Genomic DNA, 19,232 nt, shown 5'->3' on the forward strand with positions numbered 1-19,232 from the left:
CCTACAGCTTCCCGCCGGCCGCAGCGACCCGATGCGCATGGTTGTCGGCCGCATCCCGCAGGGTCGCCTCGTTGTAGCGGATGGTCTCGGCGATGCCGTGCAGAGCACGGTGCAACCTCATCGACTCGGCATGCCAGCGATCCACTACTTCCTTGAAGCGGGCGGCCGCGACACCGCCCCATACCGACGGCGGCACGCTACTCATCCGCCCGATGAAAGACTGCAGCATCGCCCGGATTTCTTCGTTACGTGCGTCGGTGGTCGCCGCGACGGAGCGCATCAGCTCCAAGTCGGTAGTCAGTGTGTTGGTCACATTGGGTATGACTGCGGTCGACGCCGTTTGGTTCCCACTAGCCATCATCCGATGGCATGCGCCGAGCGCACAGCCAGCTCACACGCATCGTGCACGGCGTCATCGGCACCGGTGCGGCTTTGGCATCCGATCGCGATCCGAACCGCCTTGTCGACGATCACGGCCCAGCGGATGTCGTGTCCCGCGCGCACCTCACGGTAGGTGACCGCCGGCCGTCCGGCGCTGGATCCCGCCGGGTTGAAATCGACGAAGACGTTCGCCGGCTCGGCATCGATCGCCTGCTTCAGCGGCTCGGCGGCGCCCGCCAGCGTCGACGACCCGGCCGGAGACTGTGTCACGTGCAGTGCCAGCTGCGGATCCGACGGCGAGGTGACCTGAACCCGCGCCGAGCCGGGTCCGGATGTCACCCGCTGTATCGACCAATCGGCTGGAACCTCGACTGCGACATGGCCTTCCACCAGGAAGGTCGTCGCCATCACGCTCTCGGGAGCAGCTCGCCTGTCCAAGGCGCTCAGCCCGAGCAAGGTTGCGATCAACGCGACGATCATGACGAGCGCCCAACGCCAACGGCGGACGGGCCGAGCAGGCGCTTCAACGGGCTCGGAAACTTGTTGGACGGCACAGGCCTTCATTGCCAGCCGCTGCAGCCGGGCATCGTCGACCTGCACGATCGTTATCCCGTTGATTGCAGCCAAGCCGTCGACGATCATCTTCGCCAGTGCGTCGGCTCCAGCCACTGAACGCGGCGCGTCGATGACGACCGTTGCCGACGAGGCGATATCGGCGATCATGCGCACCACCGCGTCGGTGACTCGCTGAGGGTCCCCGCGGCGTGGTTCGGCCTGTAGCCCATGATGATCCACGGCCACTAAGCGTTGGGCGATCTCTACCACCACGGTATCCCCCGGTGCCGCCTGGGCGAGAAGCCACGACCGCGGCCGCATCACAACGTGGTCGCCCAAAGTTCGTGCCGCACTGCGGACCACGGCGATGCGCGTCGGAGCCCACCACGTGGGGTGGACAACAGTCAGGTTGTCGCAATCTACACAATCCAGCGAGCCCAGCACTGAACACCAAAGCGAGTCAACGGACGTCGGAAGGTCGTCAACCAGAACCACAGGATCATCGATGCCTTCCAGCGCATCCGTCGCCATTTCGGCATCGACAGCGGTCCCGCAACGTAATTCGCGGATCAAGCCGGGCCCGACCTCGATCACGCCGCGGCAGCCGATCACGGCGGACTCCAGCCCACCTGCACCAGCTGCCGATCGTTTCGGGCGATCAAGGTGCCGCGACCCACCGGCAGCGGCGACGGGCGGACCGACCCGATCAGCGGCCCCTCGTCCGGGCTGGCGCTCATCATCAGTCCCATGCAGCCCAGATCGCGCAACTCGGCCAGCAGCGGCTCATACATCGCGCGGGCCGCCCCACTGGCACGCCGCGCCACCACCAGGTGCAGCCCCAAATCCCTGGCATGCGGCACATATTCGAGCATCGGCGACAGCGGGCTTCCGCCAGCCGCGGTGACCAGGTCGTAGTCGTCGACGACGACATACAGCTCCGGGCCTGACCACCATGACCGGGCACGTAGCTGCGTCTGGGTGACTTGTACTGGCGGCATCCGGCGGTGCAACGAGTCGAGCAGCGTCGGCAAAACCGTGCCGAGCGTGGCCGGCGACATGGCGTAGCCACCAAGGTGTTCGGACTCGACAACGCCGAGCAGCGCGCGCCGCAAATCGACGATGAACAACTGCGCTTGCGCCGCAGTCGTGGTCCGAACAATCTCACGGCACAAAACGCGCAGTGCGCCGGTCTTGCCGCAGCCGCTGTCACCGAGGATCAGCAGATGCTGGTGCGCGTCGAAGTCGACGGCTACCGGGTTGAGCTGACGCTCCTCCACACCCAGCAGAACACGGTTGCGCAGCTCGCCACCCGCCGAGTCGACCACGGTGTCATGGTCGACATGAGTTGGTAGTACCGGTATTCCAGGTGCGCATGTGGGGCCGTGGCGGTGACGCAGCATCTCAGCCAACTCCACAGCGTTGAGCCCGGGCAGCGCGATCAGCATGTGGTGGCCGTCGCGGGACAGCCCGCGACCGGGCTTACCCTCAGGCACCTGCGCGGCCTGCCGCCGATCCAGTTCGGAATCGGCCGGATCGCCCAGCCGCAACTCGATGCGGGTGCCCAGCTGATCTTTCAGCGCGGGCCGAAGCTCCGCCCAGCGCGATGCCGACACCACCACATGCGCACCGAACGAAAGCCCCCGCGCCGCGAGAGCGGTGATCGAGGCTTCGAATCCGTCGAAATCATTGCGCAGCGTGGCCCACCCGTCGATCACCAAGAACACGTCGCCATACCGGTCACATACGGGATCGCGCTGCGCCATCATCCGCCGGTATTGCGCCATTGAATCAATGCCGCGATCGCGAAAGAGCGCCTCGCGCGAAGCGACGAGCGCTTCCAGCTCGGCGATCGCGCGACCGACCAATTCTGGCTCTGCCCGGCCGGCTACCGCGCCGACATGCGGCAATGACCGCAGCGACGTCAACGCGCCGCCACCGAAGTCCAAGCAATAGCACTGCACCCGGCCCGGATCGTGGGTGAGCGCCAGGGCGGTGATCAGTGTGCGCAACGTCGTCGTCTTACCCGATTGGGGCCCTCCGACGACACCGACATTGCCCGCCGATCCGGACAGCTCGACGACGAGCGGTGTACGGCGCTGCTCGAAGGGACGATCGACAATGCCGATCGGAACCGTCAGGTCGGCGGCTTCGGCGCCGAGCAGACTGTCCAATCGCGGAGCGGGTCCAAGCGGCGGCAGCCATATCTCATGCGCCGACGGTCCGTGTCCCGACAACCGATCCACGACGGTCTGTACGACGCTGTCGCTGGCGCCGTCGTCCTCGGGAGGATTTCTGACGGGGCCTACCGGCTCGGCGGTGAACGGCTGAACGCGGTCGGGGCCGGTGACGCCGGTGGCAAGCGCGATTGGGGGGCAGCGCCTGGCAACGTATGCGCCCTGGAAGCGAATGGGGTCCGCGGTGGCCGTGCGCAGATATCCGGTACCCGGCGTATTCGGTAGTTCGTAGGCATCAGAAGTTCCCAGTGCAATGCGCGATTCGTGGGCGGACAACGTTTTCAAACAGATGCGGTAGGACAGATGAGATTCCAGTCCACGCAGCCTGCCTTCATCGAGACGCTGGCTGGCCAACAGCAGATGCATGCCCAATGAGCGGCCAAGCCGGCCGATGGCCATGAAGACGTCCGCGAAATCCGGATGCTGGCTGAGCAATTCGGAGAATTCGTCCACGATGATGAACAGCGCGGGAAGCGGTGCGAGCCGTGCTCCGGCTTGCCGCCGCTGCCGATACGCGGCGACACTCTGCAAATTGCCGGCTGCTCTGAGTAGCTGCTGACGGCGGTTCATCTCACCGGTCAGCGCGTCACGCATCCGGGCAACCAACGGTGCTTCCTCGGACAGGTTGGTGATGACGGCAGCCACATGCGGAACTTTTTCGAGTCCGAGAAACGTTGCGCCGCCCTTGAAGTCGATCAGCGCCAAGTTGAGAACTTCCGGTGAATGCCGGACCATCATGCTCAGGGCGATGCTGCGCAGCAGCTCCGACTTGCCCGATCCGGTCGCGCCCACACAAAGACCATGCGGCCCCATGCCGTGTTGAGCGGCTTCCTTGATGTCGAGTTCCAGCGGCGTGCCGGATTCCGTCAGTCCGATCGGCACCCGGAGCACATCACGCCCGATCACGTTGTGCCACAATGCTGTCGGTGTGAACGTCGCCAGGTCGGCGATGCCGACCAGCTCCTGCCACACTGGGCTGCCAGAGTGCGGTTCCGGCCCGCCGGACTCTTCGGCGTGGAAGGCGGCCAGCCGACGCGCACATACCAGCGCCGTGGCCGAATCCATCCGGTCAGGCTGGGCGACGACTTCGTCGTCGACGACCACCTGTTCAGCACTGACCCGCAGCCGCACACCCGCGCGGAGCGCGCGCTCGTCGCACCCTGTTTGCAGGATCGTCAGCCCGGCGAGCCCGTGCTTGGCCATGATCTGCTCGGTGCCGTCGACCACATCGCCGTCGATAACGAACACCAGGTGCGGGGCGCGGCGGAGCAGTTGGGCGGCCAGCGCGGTCTCGGCAGCCGCCAGCGTCGGATAGACCATCCGGGCGGAACCGACGTCATCGACGGCGCTCGGATGCTGATTGTGCGGCAACCATTTCAGCCAGTCCCACTGGCTTCGGGAACGTTCGCCGATCACTGCGACGATCAGCAGTCTGCTCGGGCTGTGCAAGACGGCGAGTTGGCAGATCATGGCGCGGAGCAGTTCGCGCGCGTGGGCTTTTTGGCCCGCGACCGTCACGGCGATCCCGCCCAGATCGAGGGGAACCGGCACGTCGGTAAGCGTTGAATACGCTTGCAGGAAACGCTCTAACGCCGTCGTGGTCACCGGGTCGGAATGCTTCGGCCCCATCGGCGGAGGCACCAGACGTGTTGCCAGAGGCTGCTTGCCCACACCGATGCGTACCTGGCAGAAATCGGTGTCGGCCGATCGGCGTTCCCACATCCGGCTGCTGCCCACGAGGGTCCAAAGCGAGACGGGATCGGGGTGACACCAAAACAGTGACGTGCGCTGCGCTGCGGCAGTCTTGACGACGGTGCGGCGCAGATCGCTGAGATGGTCGAGGTAATCCGCCCGCCCGGTGTTCAGGTCACCGGTGCTCCGGTCACGTCCGGCGACGGCCGTCACCCCCGACGAGACAAGCATCAGCAGCGGGAACGCCACGAACATCGGGTTCCGCGTCATGCCCGACCGGGAGTAGCAGAGCACCACCATCATGGTCGCGACTACCGCGGCCATCACCACCGGAACCATCCGGGTCAGCAAGCCGGCCCGGGCTCGCCGCTCAACTTCCGGTGGCGCGGCGATCAGGACGTCCGCGGTGTCGAATCGGGGTGAGGCCAGCCGCGGTGCCGGCGTGAAAGCTGCGGTTGCCGAAGCGTCCTCACCCGTGTCCATCGGCCTCCCCCGAGTTGCGACTGCACGGTAGGTGCCGGGGTGATTCGCCCGCAAGCCGGCTGTGGATGGGGGCACACACGGTGACGACCGATCTGGTTAGCGTGGTCGCGTGCCAGCGGCATGCCTACGCAGAGTGTCGGTACACGCCGACGACGTTCAAGTTGATCTGGCTCTCCCGGCCGGAGTCGCTGTCGCCTCCTTGCTGCCGTCGATCGCTGATCTTTTGGGCGTCCGAGACGGTCACAACGATGACCGGGTGGCAGCGCGCTACCAGCTGTCTCGACCCGGCGAGGCGGCTCTTGATACGTCGAAGACATTGGCGCAGCATGGGATTCGTGACGGATCGCTTTTGCTTTTCAGCAAAGCATCGACTGAGATACCGTTACCGTCATTCCACGATCCCGCCGAAGCCGTGTCGATCTCACTGGCCGCGTCGGCGCGGCCGCCCACCAAGCGCACCGCGCGGCTGAGTAGCTGCCTGGCGGCGGGCTGGCTGAGCGGGATCGGCGCCCTGACGGTGATTCGAACCGTATTCCCGACCAACGATGGCGACCAACACGGTGCGGTGGCCGGTGTCGTCGCCGCCGCCGGGTGCATCGCTCTGGTGGCCGCCGTGATAGCGGAACGCGGATTTCGCGACCGACTGGCCGGGCTCACGTTGGGTCTGCAGGCGACCGGATTGATGGCCCTTGCGGGGTTGGTAGCGGTCCCGGGCAGTCCCGGTGCGCCGAACGCGTTGCTCGCCTCGACCGCGGCCGCGGTCACCGCGGTGCTAGTGCTGCATGGAGTCTCCTCTGCCGCAACGGTGTTCAGGACACTCGCCTGCTTCGCGGGCTTCGCCGCACTCGCGGCGCTGGCGGTGTTGGTGACCGGTCAGCCGTTATCGGCGATCGGCGGCATCTGCGTGGTGATTTCGCTGGCATTGTTGGAGATGTCGGCGCGGTTGTCGGTCTTGCTGACCGGATTGTCGCCGAAGCTGAGCGGCGACCAAGGACCTAAGCCCTGTCAAGGCAACGCAATTCGCGCCGACAGCTGGCTTTCCAGCATGACGGCCGCATTCGCCGCGTCAGCGATGCTCGGCGGCATCGGAGTCGCTCTCACCGCTTGGCGCGCCGGCGGATCGGGCGTGGTCGGCATTGTTTTCGCCACGCTGACCGGTGCGCTGCTGCTCGCGCGGGCGCGCTCGCACAACGACATGGCCAGAGTCCTGATGCTCACCGCGGCCGGCACTGTGCTGGTGAGTGCCAGTTTCGCTGCCGTGGCGACCGCCTGCTCCGACCACGTACTCTGGGTCGTCGCGGCCGCGGTGATGCTGCCCGCCGCACCGTTCGGCCTGCAGCTTCTGGCCCCAGTAGTGAGACTCTCCCCCGTTGGGCAGCGCAACGCGAGGCTGCTCGAGTATCTCGGGTGGGCGATCCTGGTGCCGCTGGCCTGCTGGATCTGCGGCTGGTATGGCGCCGCCCGGGCCTGGCGCCTGCCATGACGAGCCCGCCGGCGCTGCGTTGCATCGCTGCCGTCGCGCTCACCACGCTCGCGCAATGCGCCAGCGCACACGCCATCGCACCACCGCCGATTGACCAAAGCCGACTACCCGAGCCGGCGCCGCCGGCGCCGCCGCAACCGACCGTGCAGCGTGAGATGTGCGCCGTACCGAGCATGACTCCAGCCCGCGGCGAGACACCCACCCAGCTCAACAGCCTTGATCTACCACAGGTTTGGCCGCTGACCCGTGGCTCGGGTCAACGGGTCGCAATCATCGACACCGGAGTGGCTCGGCATCCGCGGCTACCCGACACGACGCCCGGCGGTGACTACGTGTCCACCGGCGACGGCAATCAAGACTGCGACGGGCACGGCACCGTCGTCGCCGGAATCATCGGGGCCACACCCGATCCCAATGGGGCAGACGGCTTCAGCGGCGTCGCACCCGGCGTCACCTTGATCAGCATCCGGCAATCCAGCACCAAATTCGGCGCGGCCACCGAATCAGCGACCGCCGGATTCGGTGACGTCGATACGTTGGCGAAAGCTGTCCGGACCGCGGCTGACCTCGGAGCTTCGGTGATCAACGTCTCCTCGGTTGCCTGTGTGCCGGTCGGCTCGGGGCTAGACGACCGGGCATTAGGTGCGGCGCTGGCCTACGCGGTCGACACCAGGAATGCCGTGGTGGTCGCGGCTGCCGGAAACACCGGCAGGCCGGGTCAGTGCCCGGCGCAGCAACCCGAAACGACCTGGGACACCGCGACGGTCGCGGTCAGCCCGGCATGGTACGACGACTACGTTCTGACGGTGGGCTCGGTCAACACCCACGGCGAACCCTCGTCGTTCAGCCTTCCCGGGCCGTGGGTCGACGTCGCCGCCCCGGGAGAAGAGGCGATATCGCTGAACCCGTCCGGTGAGGGGTTGGTCAATTCCCTTGACGAGCACGAACTCTCGGGCACCAGCTACGCCGCTCCGATTGTCAGCGGCCTCGTCGCGCTGATCCGGTCGCGGTTCCCGACGCTGACGGCCAGGCAGGTGATGCAACGCATCGAAAGCACTGCGCATCATCCCCCGAAAGGATGGGACCCGTATGTAGGCAACGGTGTTGTCGACGTGCTCGCGGCCGTCAGCTCCGACGCCTCGTCAAGTCCTGCGCCGGTGTCGCACCCTGCGCGGGTGCCGATCATGCCGCCGGCGACAAGCGCGGCACCGGAGGACAGCGCGCGTCGGACCGCGCTCATCGGCGCAGCGCTCGGCCTGGTGGTGCTGGTGTCGACGCTGATCGTCGGCACGGTGACCGCCCGGCTACGGCGTGTCCCGAGCGACTAGGGCGTTTCGTCGGCTCAGTTCCGGCCCCGCCGGCAACGTCGCCAGCACCGGCCAGGGCGCTGCGATCGGCGTCGGCGGCATACCAAGGTCGGCTGCCGCGTCGTCGTCGGGGATGGCGAACCGCACCCCGGTATCGGTCACCAGGTAGCTGGTGCCGGCGTCGTCATGCTGCCCGGACAGGCCGGTGGCGCGCACATAGGCGCTGCGACCCGGCGGGAGGTAGACCGAATCGAGCGCCGGGCCGTCGCCGTCACTCTGCGCCAGCGTCACCGCAGCATGGCCCGCCGGGATCGGCAGGTCGCCGGTCGAGAACCAGACGTCCGCGCCGCCCGATCCCGGGTGCGCCCACGCGACACACAGCGTGTTGTCCCTATCCGGCGGTGCGGCTGCTTGGTCGGGAAAGGTGGACACCGGTAACTCGTCGATCGTCGGAGCCGAGCGAATGATGTCGGGCGCCACCGACAAAATGGTGCGGACCCCGCGGGCTCCGGTGAGACGCAATAGATCTGCGGTGACGTGGCCGACGCGCTGGACACCCCGCTCGAGCACCACGTAGTACTCGTCGCCATCGGCACGCGCGATGCGCAGCACACTGCCGACCGGAAACCCGGCTATCGCACCCGGGGCGCCCGCACCGGAGATCCGCGGTGCCGAGATGGGCGGTACTTCCGGGACAGCGTTCAACAGGGTGTGCGAGACGCGCTGCGCAACAACGCCTTCCAGCCGCAGAGCGCGAACGACAGCGGTGTCGGCCAGATCGACGAGGGCGCGACGGCCGTCGTAAAGCAGATATGCCGTTGCCCCGCCGTCGGCGCTCACCAGCCTGTTCAGTGTCGGTCGACGCGTACCCGGCGCGTCGAAGACGCCGACCACCACCGTTGTGTTGGGGCCGTCGGTGTCACACACCGTCCACCGCGTCTCCGCAGCGGTCAGTGGCGGGCCCACAAATTGTGGTGCGCCCGGGATCCCCATCAGCGGGCCACGTTTGACAGTGACCAGCTCGGACTCGGCAACCGGCTGCGGATCGTCATTGGTTGCCGTGATCAACCGGGCCGACGCCAGATTGAGCACCGGGTGCAAGGTGTCATCGACCCGGACGTAGAGCGCTCCGGACCGCTGACCCATGACGATCGGCGCATTCCCCAGCGTCGTCTGCGGACGAAGCACCGCGAGCGCCGCGGCGGCCACAACCGCAATGGCCGCCAGCACCGCCCCCGCCGCCAGTGAGCGCACCGGCGCGCGGATCGGCTCGTTGACGTCGCGCAGATCGGCGCCCAGCAACGCGCACTCCATGCGGGCCAACAGGAAGCGATAGCCGCTGACTTGCAGCCACGTGGCTGGTTTCGGTGCCATTGTTTCCTCAGAAATGGGCAGAAATCGGCGCCACCATACGTCGGCCGCCGAACGCGCCGTTTCCGTCAATCCACAGGTGAATTGCCGAAAATGAGGATTTTGCGGCTTCCCGGTAATATCATTGCGTGCTTTTTCCCGACATGACTCCCCTGACGTTCGCACGCCGCTGGGCCGGCCTGTGCGCCGCGGCAGCACTGACCGCCGGCGCCATGCTCATCGGCTGGAGCGGCGTCCCGAAGGCCACAGCCGTCGACTGCCCGGATGTCGAGTTGATCTTCGCCCGCGGAACCAGTGAGCCGCCCGGGCCGGGTCGTGTCGGCAACGCCCTGGCCGACGCGTTGCGCCAGCAGACCGGGCTCAACGTCGACACCTACGGCGTGAACTACCCGGCCGGCAAGCTGCAGCTCGGTGGCGGAGACGGCGCCAACGACACCATCAACCGGGTCAAGAACACGGTGCAGCAGTGCCCCGACACCAAGATCGTGCTGGGCGGCTACTCGCAGGGCGCGTCGGTGATCGACATCGTGGCCGGAGTCCCGGTGGGCGGCATCTCCTGGGGTAGCCCGCTACCGGCGCAGTACGTCGACAACATCGCCGCAGTGGCGACCTTCGGCAACATCATCGGCCGGTCAGGAACCCCGCTGTCGCGCCAAAGCACACCGCTGGCGTCCAAGGCCATCGACCTGTGCAACCCGGGCGACCCGATCTGCCACGCCGGGCCCGGCAACGAGTGGAGCGACCACACCGACGGCTATATCCCGAGCTACACCACTCAGGCAGCCAACTTCATCGCGCCCAGGGTCATGACTGGTCAGCCGCACATGCAACCGTTCGTTCCGGTCGCACCACTCAATTAGAGCCACTAATATCGGACCATGAGTCACCTGCGATATCTATGGCCGGCAGCGCTAGTCACAATGCTGGCCACCTCGCTGATGTTGATTGCACCCGTCTCGACGGCGTCGGCGGCGTCGTGCCCCGATGTCCAATTGGTGTTCGCCCGGGGCCGCCTTGAGCCGCCCGGCGCCGGCCAGGTCGGCAACGCGCTGCTCAATGGGTTGCGGTCCAGGACCTCCCGCAACGTCGGCCTCTACGCCGTCAACTACGACGCGGACACCGACGTCATCAACGGCGCCAACGACATGAGCGGCCACATTCAGTACATGGCCAACTCCTGCCCCGACACCCGCCTGGTGCTCGGCGGCTACTCGCTCGGGGCGGCGGTCACCGACGTGGTGCTTGCCGCTCCCGGCCCGATGTTCGGGTTCGACAATCCGCTGCCGCCCGGTACCGACCAACACATCGCCGCGGTCGCGTTGTTCGGCAACGGCAGCCAGTGGGTGGGGCCCATCACCAACTTCAACCCGATCTACAACGACCGGACCATCGAGCTGTGCCACGGCGATGATCCGATCTGTAACCCCGCCGACCCGAAAACGTGGCGAGCCAACTGGCCTCAGCACCTCGCGCCCGCCTACATCGGTGCGGGCATGGTCAATCATGCCGCCGATTTCGTAGCCGGCAAGCTGTAGGAGCGTCAGTTTCGGGTACGCAGGTCCCGGGTGACCAGGTTGCGCGCCCGTAGTTCGCTGTCGGGTGGATAGTCCACGCCGATCAGCGTCAGGCCTTGCGGCGGGGCGGCTGCGAAGTCACTGGATCGCTGCGTGCGGCTGAGCAAGTCGCGACACCACGCGGGGGTGCGCCGGTGTTCGCCCACGGCCAGCAGCGCGCCGACCAATGACCGCACCATCGACCAGCAGAACGCGTCCGCGGTGACGTGTGCGGTGATCAGATCGCCGTCGCGCGACCAGTCCAGCCGCTGCAAATCGCGGATGGTGGTCGCGCCCGGGCGAGGGCGGCAGAACGCCGCGAAGTCGTGCAGCCCCACCAGCTCCCGCGACGCCGCGGTCATCGCGTCGATGTCCAGCGGACGGGGCCAGGCCGTCACAAAGCGGGCCTGCTGTGGCTCGACGCCGTACGCGGCGATCGAGAGGCGGTACACATAATGCCGGCGCAACGCGGAGAACCGGGCGTCGAAACCGGCCGGCGCGCGGCTGATCTCGCGGCCCCTCACGTCCGCTGGCAGCAACCGGGCCAGCCGCCGCACCAGTGGCAGGAACTCCGGCTCACCCGGGCGTGGGGAGCGCGGGTAGCAGTTGGGCAGCGCGTCGACCGGGATGTCGGCGTGCGCCACCTGCCCGGTGGCGTGCACGCCGGTGTCGGTTCGCCCGGCGGCGCGCAGCCGCACCGCGGTGCGAAACACCGTCGACAGCGCGTCGTCGATGACACCGGCCACCGTGCGCTGGCCGGCCTGCACCGCCCAGCCCGCGAATTCGGTTCCGTCGTAAGCGATATCGAACCGAAGACGAACGTGCCCGTCACCCACATCGGTGACGGGCACGTTCACAGCCTCGTCAGGACTCGTCGGAGTCTGCCTTCGGTTCGTCGTCCTCGGCCCGGGCCTCGGTGGCCTCGTCCTCGGCGGCAGTAGCCGCGTCGTCGGTGTTTTCGGCCGTTGGCCCGACGGCCGCCTCCGGCTCGACCGCCGCCTGCGGAGCGGCGGCGGCCGCCACGGGTGCTGCCTTCTTGGCAGCCTTCTGTGCCGCCTGTGCACCGGCCGCCCGGCGGGCCCGGTTGGCCTCGGAGGTCACCGTCTTCTCCCGCACCAGCTCGATCACGGCCATCGGGGCGTTGTCGCCCTTGCGCGCCTCGACCTTGATGATGCGGGTGTAGCCGCCGTCGCGGTCGGCGAAGTGCGGGCCGATCTCGGCGAAAAGGGCGTGCACCACGTCCTTGTCGCGGATCTTTTTGAGCACCTCGCGTCGGTTGTGCAGCGTGCCCTTCTTGGCGTGGGTGATCAGCTTCTCCGCGTACGGCCGCAACGCCCGCGCCTTGGGCTCGGTGGTCTTGATCCGGCCATGCTCGAAAAGCGCCGTGGCCAGGTTGGCCAGGATCGCCTTCTGGTGCGACGACGACCCGCCGAGGCGACGGCCCTTGGTGGGCTTAGGCATTGCTGACGCTCCTGTCTTGACTCGGTCTTAGAGCTGTTCGGTTTCGGCGTAGTCCTGGTCGTCGTAGGCGCCCTCGTTGGACCAGGTGCCGGTGGCCACGTCGTAACCCGCAACCTCCGAGGGGTCGAAGTGCGCGGGGCTGTCCTTGAGCGAGAGGCCCAGCTGGTGCAGCTTGACCTTGACCTCGTCGATGGACTTCTGACCGAAGTTGCGGATGTCGAGCAGGTCGGATTCCGTGCGCGACACCAGCTCACCGACGGTGTGCACGCCCTCACGCTTGAGGCAGTTGTAGGAGCGCACGGTCAGATCCAGGTCGTCGATCGGCAGTGCGAACGACGCGATGTGGTCGGCCTCGGCCGGCGACGGCCCGATCTCGATGCCTTCCGCCTCGACGTTGAGTTCGCGTGCCAGGCCGAACAATTCGACCAGGGTCTTACCGGCCGACGCCAGCGCGTCCCGCGGCGTGATCGAGTTCTTGGTCTCGACGTCGAGAATCAACTTGTCGAAGTCGGTGCGCTGCTCGACACGGGTGGCGTCCACCTTGTAGGTGACCTTGAGCACCGGCGAGTAGATGGAATCAACCGGGATGCGGCCGATTTCCGCGCCAGATGCCTTGTTCTGGACGGCCGGCACGTAGCCACGGCCACGCTCGACGACGAGCTCCACCTCGAGCTTGCCCTTGTCGTTGAGCGTCGCGATGTGCATGTCGGGGTTGTGCACGGTGACACCGGCCGGCGGCACGATGTCCCCGGCGGTGACCTCACCCGGACCCTGCTTGCGCAGGTACATCGTCACCGGCTCGTCCTCCTCGGAGGACACCACCAGGCTCTTGAGGTTCAAGATGATGTCGGTGACGTCTTCCTTGACGCCGGGCACGGTGGTGAACTCGTGCAGCACACCGTCGATGCGGATGCTGGTGACCGCCGCGCCGGGAATCGACGACAGCAGCGTGCGACGCAGTGAGTTCCCCAGCGTGTAGCCGAATCCCGGCTCCAGCGGCTCGATGACGAACCGCGAACGGTTTTCGCTGATGGTCTCTTCGGACAGGGTGGGTCGCTGTGAGATCAGCATGGTGTTTCTTCTTCTCCTTCTCGGCAACCGCTATTTGATGCCGCTTAGGTGTTCCGTCGCCGCGGATGCGGTGACGGAAGTCGGGGTACTACTTCGAGTAGAACTCGACGATCAGCTGCTCGGTGAGCGGGACGTCGATCTGAGCCCGCTCCGGCAGTTGGTGGATCAGGATCCTTTGCCGCTCGCCTACCACCTGCAACCAGCTGGGGATCGGCCGCTCACCGGCTGTCTCCCGCGCGATCTGGAAGGGCAGCGTGTTCAGCGATTTCTCCCTCACGTCGATGATGTCGTACTGCGAAACCCGGTAGCTCGGGATGTTCACCTTGACACCGTTGACCAGGAAGTGGCCGTGGCTGACCAGCTGACGGGCCATCCGGCGGGTGCGGGCCAGCCCGGCGCGGTAGATCACGTTGTCCAGCCTGCTCTCCAGGATCTGCAGCAGTTCCTCACCGGTCTTACCGGGACGGCGCACCGCCTCTTCGTAGTAGCGCCGGAACTGCTTTTCCATCACGCCGTAGGTGAAGCGAGCCTTCTGCTTCTCCTGCAGCTGCAGCAGATATTCGCTTTCCTTGATCCGCGCGCGGCCGTGCTGACCGGGCGGATACGGGCGCTTCTCGAACGCTTGGTCGGCGCCCACCAGGTCGGTGCGCAGCCGACGCGATTTGCGGGTGACGGGTCCGGTGTAACGAGCCATAGTCAGTTCTCCTAGACGCGCCGACGCTTAGGCGGACGGACACCGTTGTGCGGCTGCGGGGTGACGTCGGCGATCGCACCGACCTCCAGGCCGGCAGCCTGCAGCGACCGGATGGCGGTCTCACGCCCCGAGCCGGGGCCCTTGACGAACACGTCGACCTTGCGGACGCCGTGCTCCTGGGCCTTGCGGGCGGCGTTCTCGGCTGCCAGCTGCGCCGCGAACGGCGTCGACTTACGGGAGCCCTTGAAACCGACGTGCCCCGAGGACGCCCAGGCGATCACGTTGCCCTGCGGGTCGGTGATCGTCACGATCGTGTTGTTGAACGTGCTCTTGATGTGGGCGGCCCCGTGCGGGACGTTCTTCTTTTCCCGCCGTCGGGTCTTCTGCCCCTTCTTGGGGGCGGCGGCTGCCTTCTTAGCTGGGGGCATGGGTTACCTGGCCTTCTTCTTGCCTGCGATGGTGCGCTTGGGGCCCTTGCGGGTCCGCGCATTGGTCTTGGTGCGCTGGCCGCGCACCGGAAGGCCACGGCGGTGCCGCAGGCCCTGGTAGCAGCCGATTTCGATCTTGCGACGGATGTCGGCCTGCACCTCGCGGCGCAGATCGCCCTCCACCTTGCAGTTGGCTTCGATGTAGTCGCGCAGGTGGGCCAGCTGGTCATCGGTGAGATCTTTGGTGCGCAGATCCTTGTCGATGCCGGTGGCGGCCAAAATCTCGTTGGAAAGGCTACGGCCAACGCCGTAGATGTAGGTCAGCGCGACCTCCATCCGCTTATCGCGCGGCAGATCAACGCCTACTAGACGTGCCATAGGTGGCGTGCCCCTTTTTCTTCTCCGTGACGGAGGTGCTGATCCCAGCCCGTTCCCGGCTGACTGCTCCGGGGCCCGGCCTCCGTTCCGGGCGCTGATGAGCGGCGTATCCGCTCACTGGTGCTGGGAGGTCTGCATTCAGTTGTGTGTGCTTGCGCACTGACCGGTCAGGTCCCCGGCGGCGACCCGCTAGCCTTGCCGCTGCTTATGGCGCGGATCGGAGCAGATCACCATGACCCGCCCATGCCGGCGGATCACCCTGCACTTGTCACAGATCGGCTTGACGCTCGGGTTCACCTTCACGGCTGATCGATCCTGTTCTGTCTACTCGCTGGGTTGGTGGCTTCGGGCTTACTTGTAGCGGTACACGATGCGGCCCCGGGACAGATCGTAGGGAGACAGCTCCACGACCACCCGGTCCTCGGGCAGGATGCGGATGTAGTGCTGCCGCATCTTGCCGCTGATGTGGGCCAGTACCTTGTGGCCGTTCTCGAGCTCAATGCGGAACATCGCATTGGGCAGGGGCTCGACCACGCGGCCCTCGACCTCTATGGCACCGTCCTTTTTGGCCATGACCTTCCAAAAATCCTCGTTGGTTTGCGGTTCGGGTCTGCGCCCGATCCGGCGCAGCATTCGCTCGACTTGAAAACGTGAGCCGGTGTCAGGAAAGTTTCGGAAATTCCTAGGACTGGGCACGCCAAAAAAGCCGGCGCGGATGCCGCACCGTTGCTCCACGATACCCGGTCATTCGCGCTGGTCAAAATCGCTGTGAGAGAAAACTCGGGCGTCGCGGCTGGTGTGCCCGGCGGCCCTGGCGAGGGCATACCTGGCGGGCACGCTCTCCTCGGAATTCCTCGGAATACCGACGGACGGCAGTCAGGTTCCAGCCAGCATGACTGATGCAGGCACAAGCAAACCCAATCTTGGTCGATTCGGATCGTTCGGACGCGGTGTCACCCCCCAGCAGGCCAAAGAGATCGAGGCTCTGGGCTACGGGGCCGTGTGGGTGGGCGGCTCACCGCCCGCCGAGCTGGAGTGGGTGGAGCCCATCCTGGAAGCCACGACCACGCTGCAGGTGGCCACCGGCATCGTGAACATCTGGACGGCTCCGGCCCCGCAGGTCGCGGAGTCGTTTCACCGCATCGACAAGGCGTATCCGGGCCGCTTCCTGCTGGGTATCGGTGTGGGCCACCGTGAGGCACACAGCGAATACCGCAAGCCCTACGACGCGCTGACGCAGTACCTCGACCAGCTCGACGAGTTCGGCGTGCCGGCCGACCGGCGGGTGCTGGCGGCGCTGGGTCCGCGGGTGCTGAAACTGTCGGCGCAGCGCAGCGCCGGTGCACACCCCTACCTGACCACCCCCGAGCACACCGCCCAGGCCCGCGAGCTCATCGGCTCCGCGGCGTTCCTGGCGCCCGAACACAAGGTGGTGCTCACCACCGACGCCGACAAGGCCCGCGCGGTGGGCCGCAAGGCGCTGGACATGTACTTCAACCTGGCCAACTACCGCAACAACTGGCAGCGGCTGGGCTTTTCCGAGGACGACATCACCCGCCCCGGCAGCGACCGCCTCGTCGACGCGATGGTGGCCTACGGCACGCCGGAGGCGATCGCGGCCCGGCTCACCGAGCATCTCGACGCCGGCGCCGACCACGTCCCGGTGCAGGTCCTCACCAGGGCTGAGAACCTGGTCCCGGCCTTGGCCGAACTGGCCGGGCCGCTTGGACTGACATCGGCAGGCTGAAACCCCGCCCGGGCTACTGTTTAACCATGCGGCTGCTGGTCACCGGTGGCGCTGGTTTCATCGGCGCCAACTTTGTGCACAGCACCGTCCGTGAGCATCCCGAGGACACGGTGACCGTGCTGGATGCCATGACCTATGCGGGCAGCCGGGAATCGTTGGCTGCCGTCGAAGACGACATCCGGCTGGTGCAGGGCGATGTCACCGACGCGCAGCTGGTATCCCAATTGGTGGCCGAGGCCGACGCAGTCGTCCATTTCGCCGCCGAAACACACGTCGACAACGCGCTGGCCGATCCGCAGCCGTTCCTGCACAGCAACGTGCTGGGAACGTTCACCGTGCTGGAAGCCGTTCGGCGCCATGGTGTGCGGTTGCATCACGTGTCGACCGACGAGGTTTACGGTGACCTGACCCTCGATGACCCCCGGCGATTCACCGAATCCACCCCCTACAATCCGTCCAGCCCGTACTCGTCGACCAAAGCCGCAGCCGACATGCTGGTGCGGGCCTGGGTGCGGTCCTACGGCGTCGCCGCGACGATCTCGAACTGCTCCAACAACTACGGGCCGTATCAGCATGTGGAGAAGTTCATCCCGCGCCAGATCACCAATGTGCTCACCGGACGCCGGGCCAAGCTGTACGGCAGCGGGGCAAACGTGCGCGACTGGATCCACGTCGACGATCACAACGACGCGGTCCGGCGGATCCTCGAACAGGGCCAGATCGGTCGGACGTATTTGATTGGCGCCGAAGGCGAACGCGACAACCTGACGGTGCTGCGCACGGTGCTGCGGCTCATGGGACGCGACCCCGACGACTTCGACCACGTCACCGACCGCGCCGGCCACGACATACGCTACGCGATCGACCCGTCAGTTCTCTACAACGAATTATGCTGGGCACCAAAGCATACCGATTTCGAAGAGGGGCTGCGCGCCACCATCGACTGGTATCGGGCCAACGAATCATGGTGGGGGCCGTTGAAGGACGCCGTCGAGGCGGAATACGAAGCGCGCGGTCAGTGACATGAAGGTCCGCGAACTCGACATTCCCGGCGCCTGGGAGATCATCCCGCAACTGCATTCCGATTCGCGAGGACTGTTCTTCGAGTGGCTCACCGAACGCGAATTCACCGGCTTCGCCGGACACCGACTCCGGGTCCGGCAGGCAAACTGCTCGGTGTCGCAGGCCGGCGCACTGCGCGGCTTGCACTTCGCACAGCTGCCGCCGAGCCAGGCCAAATATGTGACCTGCGTTTCCGGATCGGTGTTCGACGTCGTCGTCGACATCCGGTTGGGATCACCGACATACGGCCGTTGGGCTTCGGTGGTACTCGATGCGCAAGACCACAGATCGGTGTACATCTCCGAGGGCTTGGCGCATGGTTTCCTTGCCCTGCAAGACAATTCGACGGTGGTGTATTTGTGTTCGACGGAATACAACCCGCAGCGGGAATACACAATCTGCGCTACCGACCCACAGTTGCGGATCGACTGGCCGGGCAACCACGAATTGGTGCTCTCGGAGCGTGACGCCGCGGCGCCCACGCTGAAGGAAGTCGAGGCCTCCGGACTGCTGCCCACCTGGGAGGCGACCCGCGCGTTCGTCGAACAGCTGCGGGGCGACTAATCCGTCAGGGCGGCACGTTCGACGGTCAGCAGGCTTTCGCTTCGATGCTCCTCTCGATACGCGGCCGCGCCGCCATTGAGCCCGAATAGTCGTTTGGACCACAGCAGCCAGATGACCGCAACGACGTTGATCAAAAACGCGCCAAGGCGCACGGTCGTCACCTTCTCGATCAACTCGTAGACCTCAAACGGAAGAAACACGCTGGTGGCGATCACCGCGAAGTACTCTCCCCAGCGCTGCACCAGCCACAACCCGACCGCCTCGATGAACTCGATGGCCGCATAGGCGGCTAAGCCCACCGCCAGCCACAGAAACGTCGATGACGACAGCGAAAACAGCTGACCGATATGGCGGATGATTTTGGAGTTGTCCGGATTCCAGCCGATCTGGTCTGCCAGCGGCCGGATCAACGGCAGCTCCTCGTCGAACGCGTGCTGCAACCGTTCCCGCGATCCCCTGACCTTCAAGACACCGGCGGCCAGCAACGAGAAGACGACGCCGCGGACAAACCGTTCGGCGGCCAGTGCCCGCATCAGCGTCCGATCCCGCAACGAGCGCCCACGCGGAACCTCGGGCGCGGTGTTCGCCGGGCCGCTGCCGCGCGGCGGGCCGACCACGAACGTCTCGCAGCGCAAACACCGCCATGCCTCTCCGACGGGGGTATCGGCTCTCAGCCTCTCCCGCAGTGCCGGCTCGTCGGGCGCAAACGTCGCGTGCCCGCGCAGCCCGCAGGAGCGCAGCGCGAAATCCACCATGACAGCACGCTAG

General features: G+C 66.4%; 20 protein-coding genes. 7 read left to right on the plus strand and 13 right to left on the minus strand.

Translation table 11 applies throughout. The features are described from left to right. Nucleotide 1 precedes the first annotated feature (1 nt). The 3 genes from MSP7336_RS00905 to eccCa are packed head-to-tail and all read right to left on the minus strand — an operon-like array spanning nucleotide 2 to nucleotide 5,345. Entirely contained in the window at nucleotides 2-358 is a 357-nt protein-coding gene (locus MSP7336_RS00905) for a WXG100 family type VII secretion target (protein WP_069395594.1), read from the minus strand. Continuing rightward, nucleotides 358-1,548 (minus strand): type VII secretion-associated protein, encoded by a 1,191-nt coding sequence (locus tag MSP7336_RS00910; protein ID WP_113962848.1) that lies wholly within the window; start codon nucleotides 1,546-1,548, stop codon nucleotides 358-360. The genes MSP7336_RS00905 and MSP7336_RS00910 overlap by 1 nt, the downstream gene beginning before the upstream one ends. Next, nucleotides 1,545-5,345 carry a type VII secretion protein EccCa gene (gene eccCa, locus MSP7336_RS00915; RefSeq protein ID WP_084226406.1) on the minus strand — a complete coding sequence of 1,267 codons (3,801 nt, stop codon included), beginning with the start codon at nucleotides 5,343-5,345 and terminating at the stop codon, nucleotides 1,545-1,547. The genes MSP7336_RS00910 and eccCa overlap by 4 nt, the downstream gene beginning before the upstream one ends. Before the next feature lie 109 nt (nucleotides 5,346-5,454). Between eccCa and eccD the strand changes: the two genes are divergently transcribed. Together eccD and mycP are read left to right on the plus strand one after the other, a co-directional pair. Continuing rightward, the gene (eccD, locus tag MSP7336_RS00920; RefSeq protein WP_113962849.1) at nucleotides 5,455-6,828 is read left to right on the plus strand and encodes a type VII secretion integral membrane protein EccD; all 1,374 of its coding nucleotides are present in this window, start codon (nucleotides 5,455-5,457) and stop codon (nucleotides 6,826-6,828) included. Beyond that, on the plus strand, nucleotides 6,825-8,156 hold the full coding sequence (mycP, locus tag MSP7336_RS00925; protein WP_069395737.1) for a type VII secretion-associated serine protease mycosin: 1,332 nt from the start codon (nucleotides 6,825-6,827) through the stop codon (nucleotides 8,154-8,156). The genes eccD and mycP overlap by 4 nt, the downstream gene beginning before the upstream one ends. Here mycP and eccB read toward each other — a convergent pair. Beyond that, nucleotides 8,133-9,509: a type VII secretion protein EccB gene (eccB, locus tag MSP7336_RS00930; RefSeq protein WP_069395597.1), complete on the minus strand. Its 1,377-nt coding sequence runs from the start codon at nucleotides 9,507-9,509 to the stop codon at nucleotides 8,133-8,135. The genes mycP and eccB overlap by 24 nt on opposite strands. A 140-nt stretch (nucleotides 9,510-9,649) precedes the next feature. On the opposite strand from eccB, the gene MSP7336_RS00935 reads away from it, so the two are divergent. Beyond that, nucleotides 9,650-10,366, plus strand: coding sequence for a cutinase family protein (locus MSP7336_RS00935; RefSeq protein ID WP_069395598.1), 717 nt, complete (start codon nucleotides 9,650-9,652; stop codon nucleotides 10,364-10,366). 18 nt (nucleotides 10,367-10,384) lie between these two features. Continuing rightward, nucleotides 10,385-11,041 (plus strand): cutinase family protein, encoded by a 657-nt coding sequence (locus MSP7336_RS00940; RefSeq protein WP_069395599.1) that lies wholly within the window; start codon nucleotides 10,385-10,387, stop codon nucleotides 11,039-11,041. A 5-nt stretch (nucleotides 11,042-11,046) separates the two neighbouring features. Here MSP7336_RS00940 and truA read toward each other — a convergent pair whose 3' ends face one another. The 8 genes from truA to infA all read right to left on the minus strand — a co-directional run bounded on the left by truA (nucleotide 11,047) and on the right by infA (nucleotide 15,664). After that, nucleotides 11,047-11,916, minus strand: a complete 870-nt coding sequence (gene truA, locus MSP7336_RS00945; RefSeq protein WP_113962850.1) for a tRNA pseudouridine(38-40) synthase TruA — start codon at nucleotides 11,914-11,916, stop codon at nucleotides 11,047-11,049. Between the two features lie 7 nt (nucleotides 11,917-11,923). After that, nucleotides 11,924-12,520, minus strand: a complete 597-nt coding sequence (gene rplQ / locus MSP7336_RS00950) for a 50S ribosomal protein L17 (protein WP_069395601.1) — start codon at nucleotides 12,518-12,520, stop codon at nucleotides 11,924-11,926. 27 nt (nucleotides 12,521-12,547) lie between these two features. Continuing rightward, on the minus strand, nucleotides 12,548-13,591 hold the full coding sequence (locus tag MSP7336_RS00955; RefSeq protein ID WP_069395602.1) for a DNA-directed RNA polymerase subunit alpha: 1,044 nt from the start codon (nucleotides 13,589-13,591) through the stop codon (nucleotides 12,548-12,550). An 88-nt stretch (nucleotides 13,592-13,679) separates the two neighbouring features. Further along, the gene (gene rpsD / locus MSP7336_RS00960; protein WP_069395603.1) at nucleotides 13,680-14,285 is read right to left on the minus strand and encodes a 30S ribosomal protein S4; all 606 of its coding nucleotides are present in this window, start codon (nucleotides 14,283-14,285) and stop codon (nucleotides 13,680-13,682) included. 11 nt (nucleotides 14,286-14,296) lie between these two features. Further along, nucleotides 14,297-14,713: a 30S ribosomal protein S11 gene (gene rpsK, locus MSP7336_RS00965; RefSeq protein ID WP_069395604.1), complete on the minus strand. Its 417-nt coding sequence runs from the start codon at nucleotides 14,711-14,713 to the stop codon at nucleotides 14,297-14,299. Nucleotides 14,714-14,716: 3 nt separating this feature from the next. Further along, nucleotides 14,717-15,091 (minus strand): 30S ribosomal protein S13, encoded by a 375-nt coding sequence (rpsM, locus tag MSP7336_RS00970; protein WP_069395605.1) that lies wholly within the window; start codon nucleotides 15,089-15,091, stop codon nucleotides 14,717-14,719. Between the two features lie 189 nt (nucleotides 15,092-15,280). Next, nucleotides 15,281-15,394, minus strand: a complete 114-nt coding sequence (rpmJ, locus tag MSP7336_RS00975; RefSeq protein ID WP_003879483.1) for a 50S ribosomal protein L36 — start codon at nucleotides 15,392-15,394, stop codon at nucleotides 15,281-15,283. Nucleotides 15,395-15,442: 48 nt separating this feature from the next. Then, nucleotides 15,443-15,664, minus strand: coding sequence for a translation initiation factor IF-1 (gene infA / locus MSP7336_RS00980; protein ID WP_003418601.1), 222 nt, complete (start codon nucleotides 15,662-15,664; stop codon nucleotides 15,443-15,445). A 319-nt stretch (nucleotides 15,665-15,983) separates the two neighbouring features. On the opposite strand from infA, the gene MSP7336_RS00985 reads away from it, so the two are divergent. Genes MSP7336_RS00985 through rfbC form a run of 3 tightly spaced genes read left to right on the plus strand, consistent with a single transcriptional unit; the run spans nucleotide 15,984 to nucleotide 18,464 of the window. Beyond that, complete coding sequence (locus MSP7336_RS00985) at nucleotides 15,984-16,838, plus strand: LLM class F420-dependent oxidoreductase (protein WP_113962851.1); 855 nt, start codon at nucleotides 15,984-15,986, stop codon at nucleotides 16,836-16,838. A 26-nt stretch (nucleotides 16,839-16,864) separates the two neighbouring features. Further along, complete coding sequence (gene rfbB, locus MSP7336_RS00990; RefSeq protein ID WP_113962852.1) at nucleotides 16,865-17,860, plus strand: dTDP-glucose 4,6-dehydratase; 996 nt, start codon at nucleotides 16,865-16,867, stop codon at nucleotides 17,858-17,860. A gap of 1 nt (nucleotide 17,861) precedes the next feature. After that, nucleotides 17,862-18,464, plus strand: a complete 603-nt coding sequence (gene rfbC, locus MSP7336_RS00995; RefSeq protein WP_069395608.1) for a dTDP-4-dehydrorhamnose 3,5-epimerase — start codon at nucleotides 17,862-17,864, stop codon at nucleotides 18,462-18,464. On the opposite strand, the gene MSP7336_RS01000 is transcribed toward rfbC, so the two are convergent. Further along, nucleotides 18,461-19,219 (minus strand): DUF2127 domain-containing protein, encoded by a 759-nt coding sequence (locus MSP7336_RS01000; RefSeq protein ID WP_113962853.1) that lies wholly within the window; start codon nucleotides 19,217-19,219, stop codon nucleotides 18,461-18,463. The genes rfbC and MSP7336_RS01000 overlap by 4 nt on opposite strands. Nucleotides 19,220-19,232 lie beyond the last annotated feature (13 nt).

The sequence above is a fragment of the Mycobacterium shimoidei genome (genome assembly GCF_900417275.1).
GTDB lineage: Bacteria > Actinomycetota > Actinomycetes > Mycobacteriales > Mycobacteriaceae > Mycobacterium > Mycobacterium shimoidei.

Coding starts and splice junctions, on each gene's coding strand:
- MSP7336_RS00905 (WP_069395594.1), bottom strand. CDS start 358: ATGGCTAGTGGGAACCAAACGGCGTCGACCGCAGTCATACCCAATGTG.
- eccCa (WP_084226406.1), bottom strand. CDS start 5,345: ATGGACACGGGTGAGGACGCTTCGGCAACCGCAGCTTTCACGCCGGCA.
- mycP (WP_069395737.1), top strand. CDS start 6,825: ATGACGAGCCCGCCGGCGCTGCGTTGCATCGCTGCCGTCGCGCTCACC.
- eccB (WP_069395597.1), bottom strand. CDS start 9,509: ATGGCACCGAAACCAGCCACGTGGCTGCAAGTCAGCGGCTATCGCTTC.
- MSP7336_RS00935 (WP_069395598.1), top strand. CDS start 9,650: ATGACTCCCCTGACGTTCGCACGCCGCTGGGCCGGCCTGTGCGCCGCG.
- MSP7336_RS00940 (WP_069395599.1), top strand. CDS start 10,385: ATGAGTCACCTGCGATATCTATGGCCGGCAGCGCTAGTCACAATGCTG.
- rplQ (WP_069395601.1), bottom strand. CDS start 12,520: ATGCCTAAGCCCACCAAGGGCCGTCGCCTCGGCGGGTCGTCGTCGCAC.
- MSP7336_RS00955 (WP_069395602.1), bottom strand. CDS start 13,591: ATGCTGATCTCACAGCGACCCACCCTGTCCGAAGAGACCATCAGCGAA.
- rpsD (WP_069395603.1), bottom strand. CDS start 14,285: ATGGCTCGTTACACCGGACCCGTCACCCGCAAATCGCGTCGGCTGCGC.
- rpsK (WP_069395604.1), bottom strand. CDS start 14,713: ATGCCCCCAGCTAAGAAGGCAGCCGCCGCCCCCAAGAAGGGGCAGAAG.
- rpsM (WP_069395605.1), bottom strand. CDS start 15,091: ATGGCACGTCTAGTAGGCGTTGATCTGCCGCGCGATAAGCGGATGGAG.
- infA (WP_003418601.1), bottom strand. CDS start 15,664: ATGGCCAAAAAGGACGGTGCCATAGAGGTCGAGGGCCGCGTGGTCGAG.
- MSP7336_RS00985 (WP_113962851.1), top strand. CDS start 15,984: ATGACTGATGCAGGCACAAGCAAACCCAATCTTGGTCGATTCGGATCG.
- rfbB (WP_113962852.1), top strand. CDS start 16,865: ATGCGGCTGCTGGTCACCGGTGGCGCTGGTTTCATCGGCGCCAACTTT.
- rfbC (WP_069395608.1), top strand. CDS start 17,862: ATGAAGGTCCGCGAACTCGACATTCCCGGCGCCTGGGAGATCATCCCG.
- MSP7336_RS01000 (WP_113962853.1), bottom strand. CDS start 19,219: ATGGTGGATTTCGCGCTGCGCTCCTGCGGGCTGCGCGGGCACGCGACG.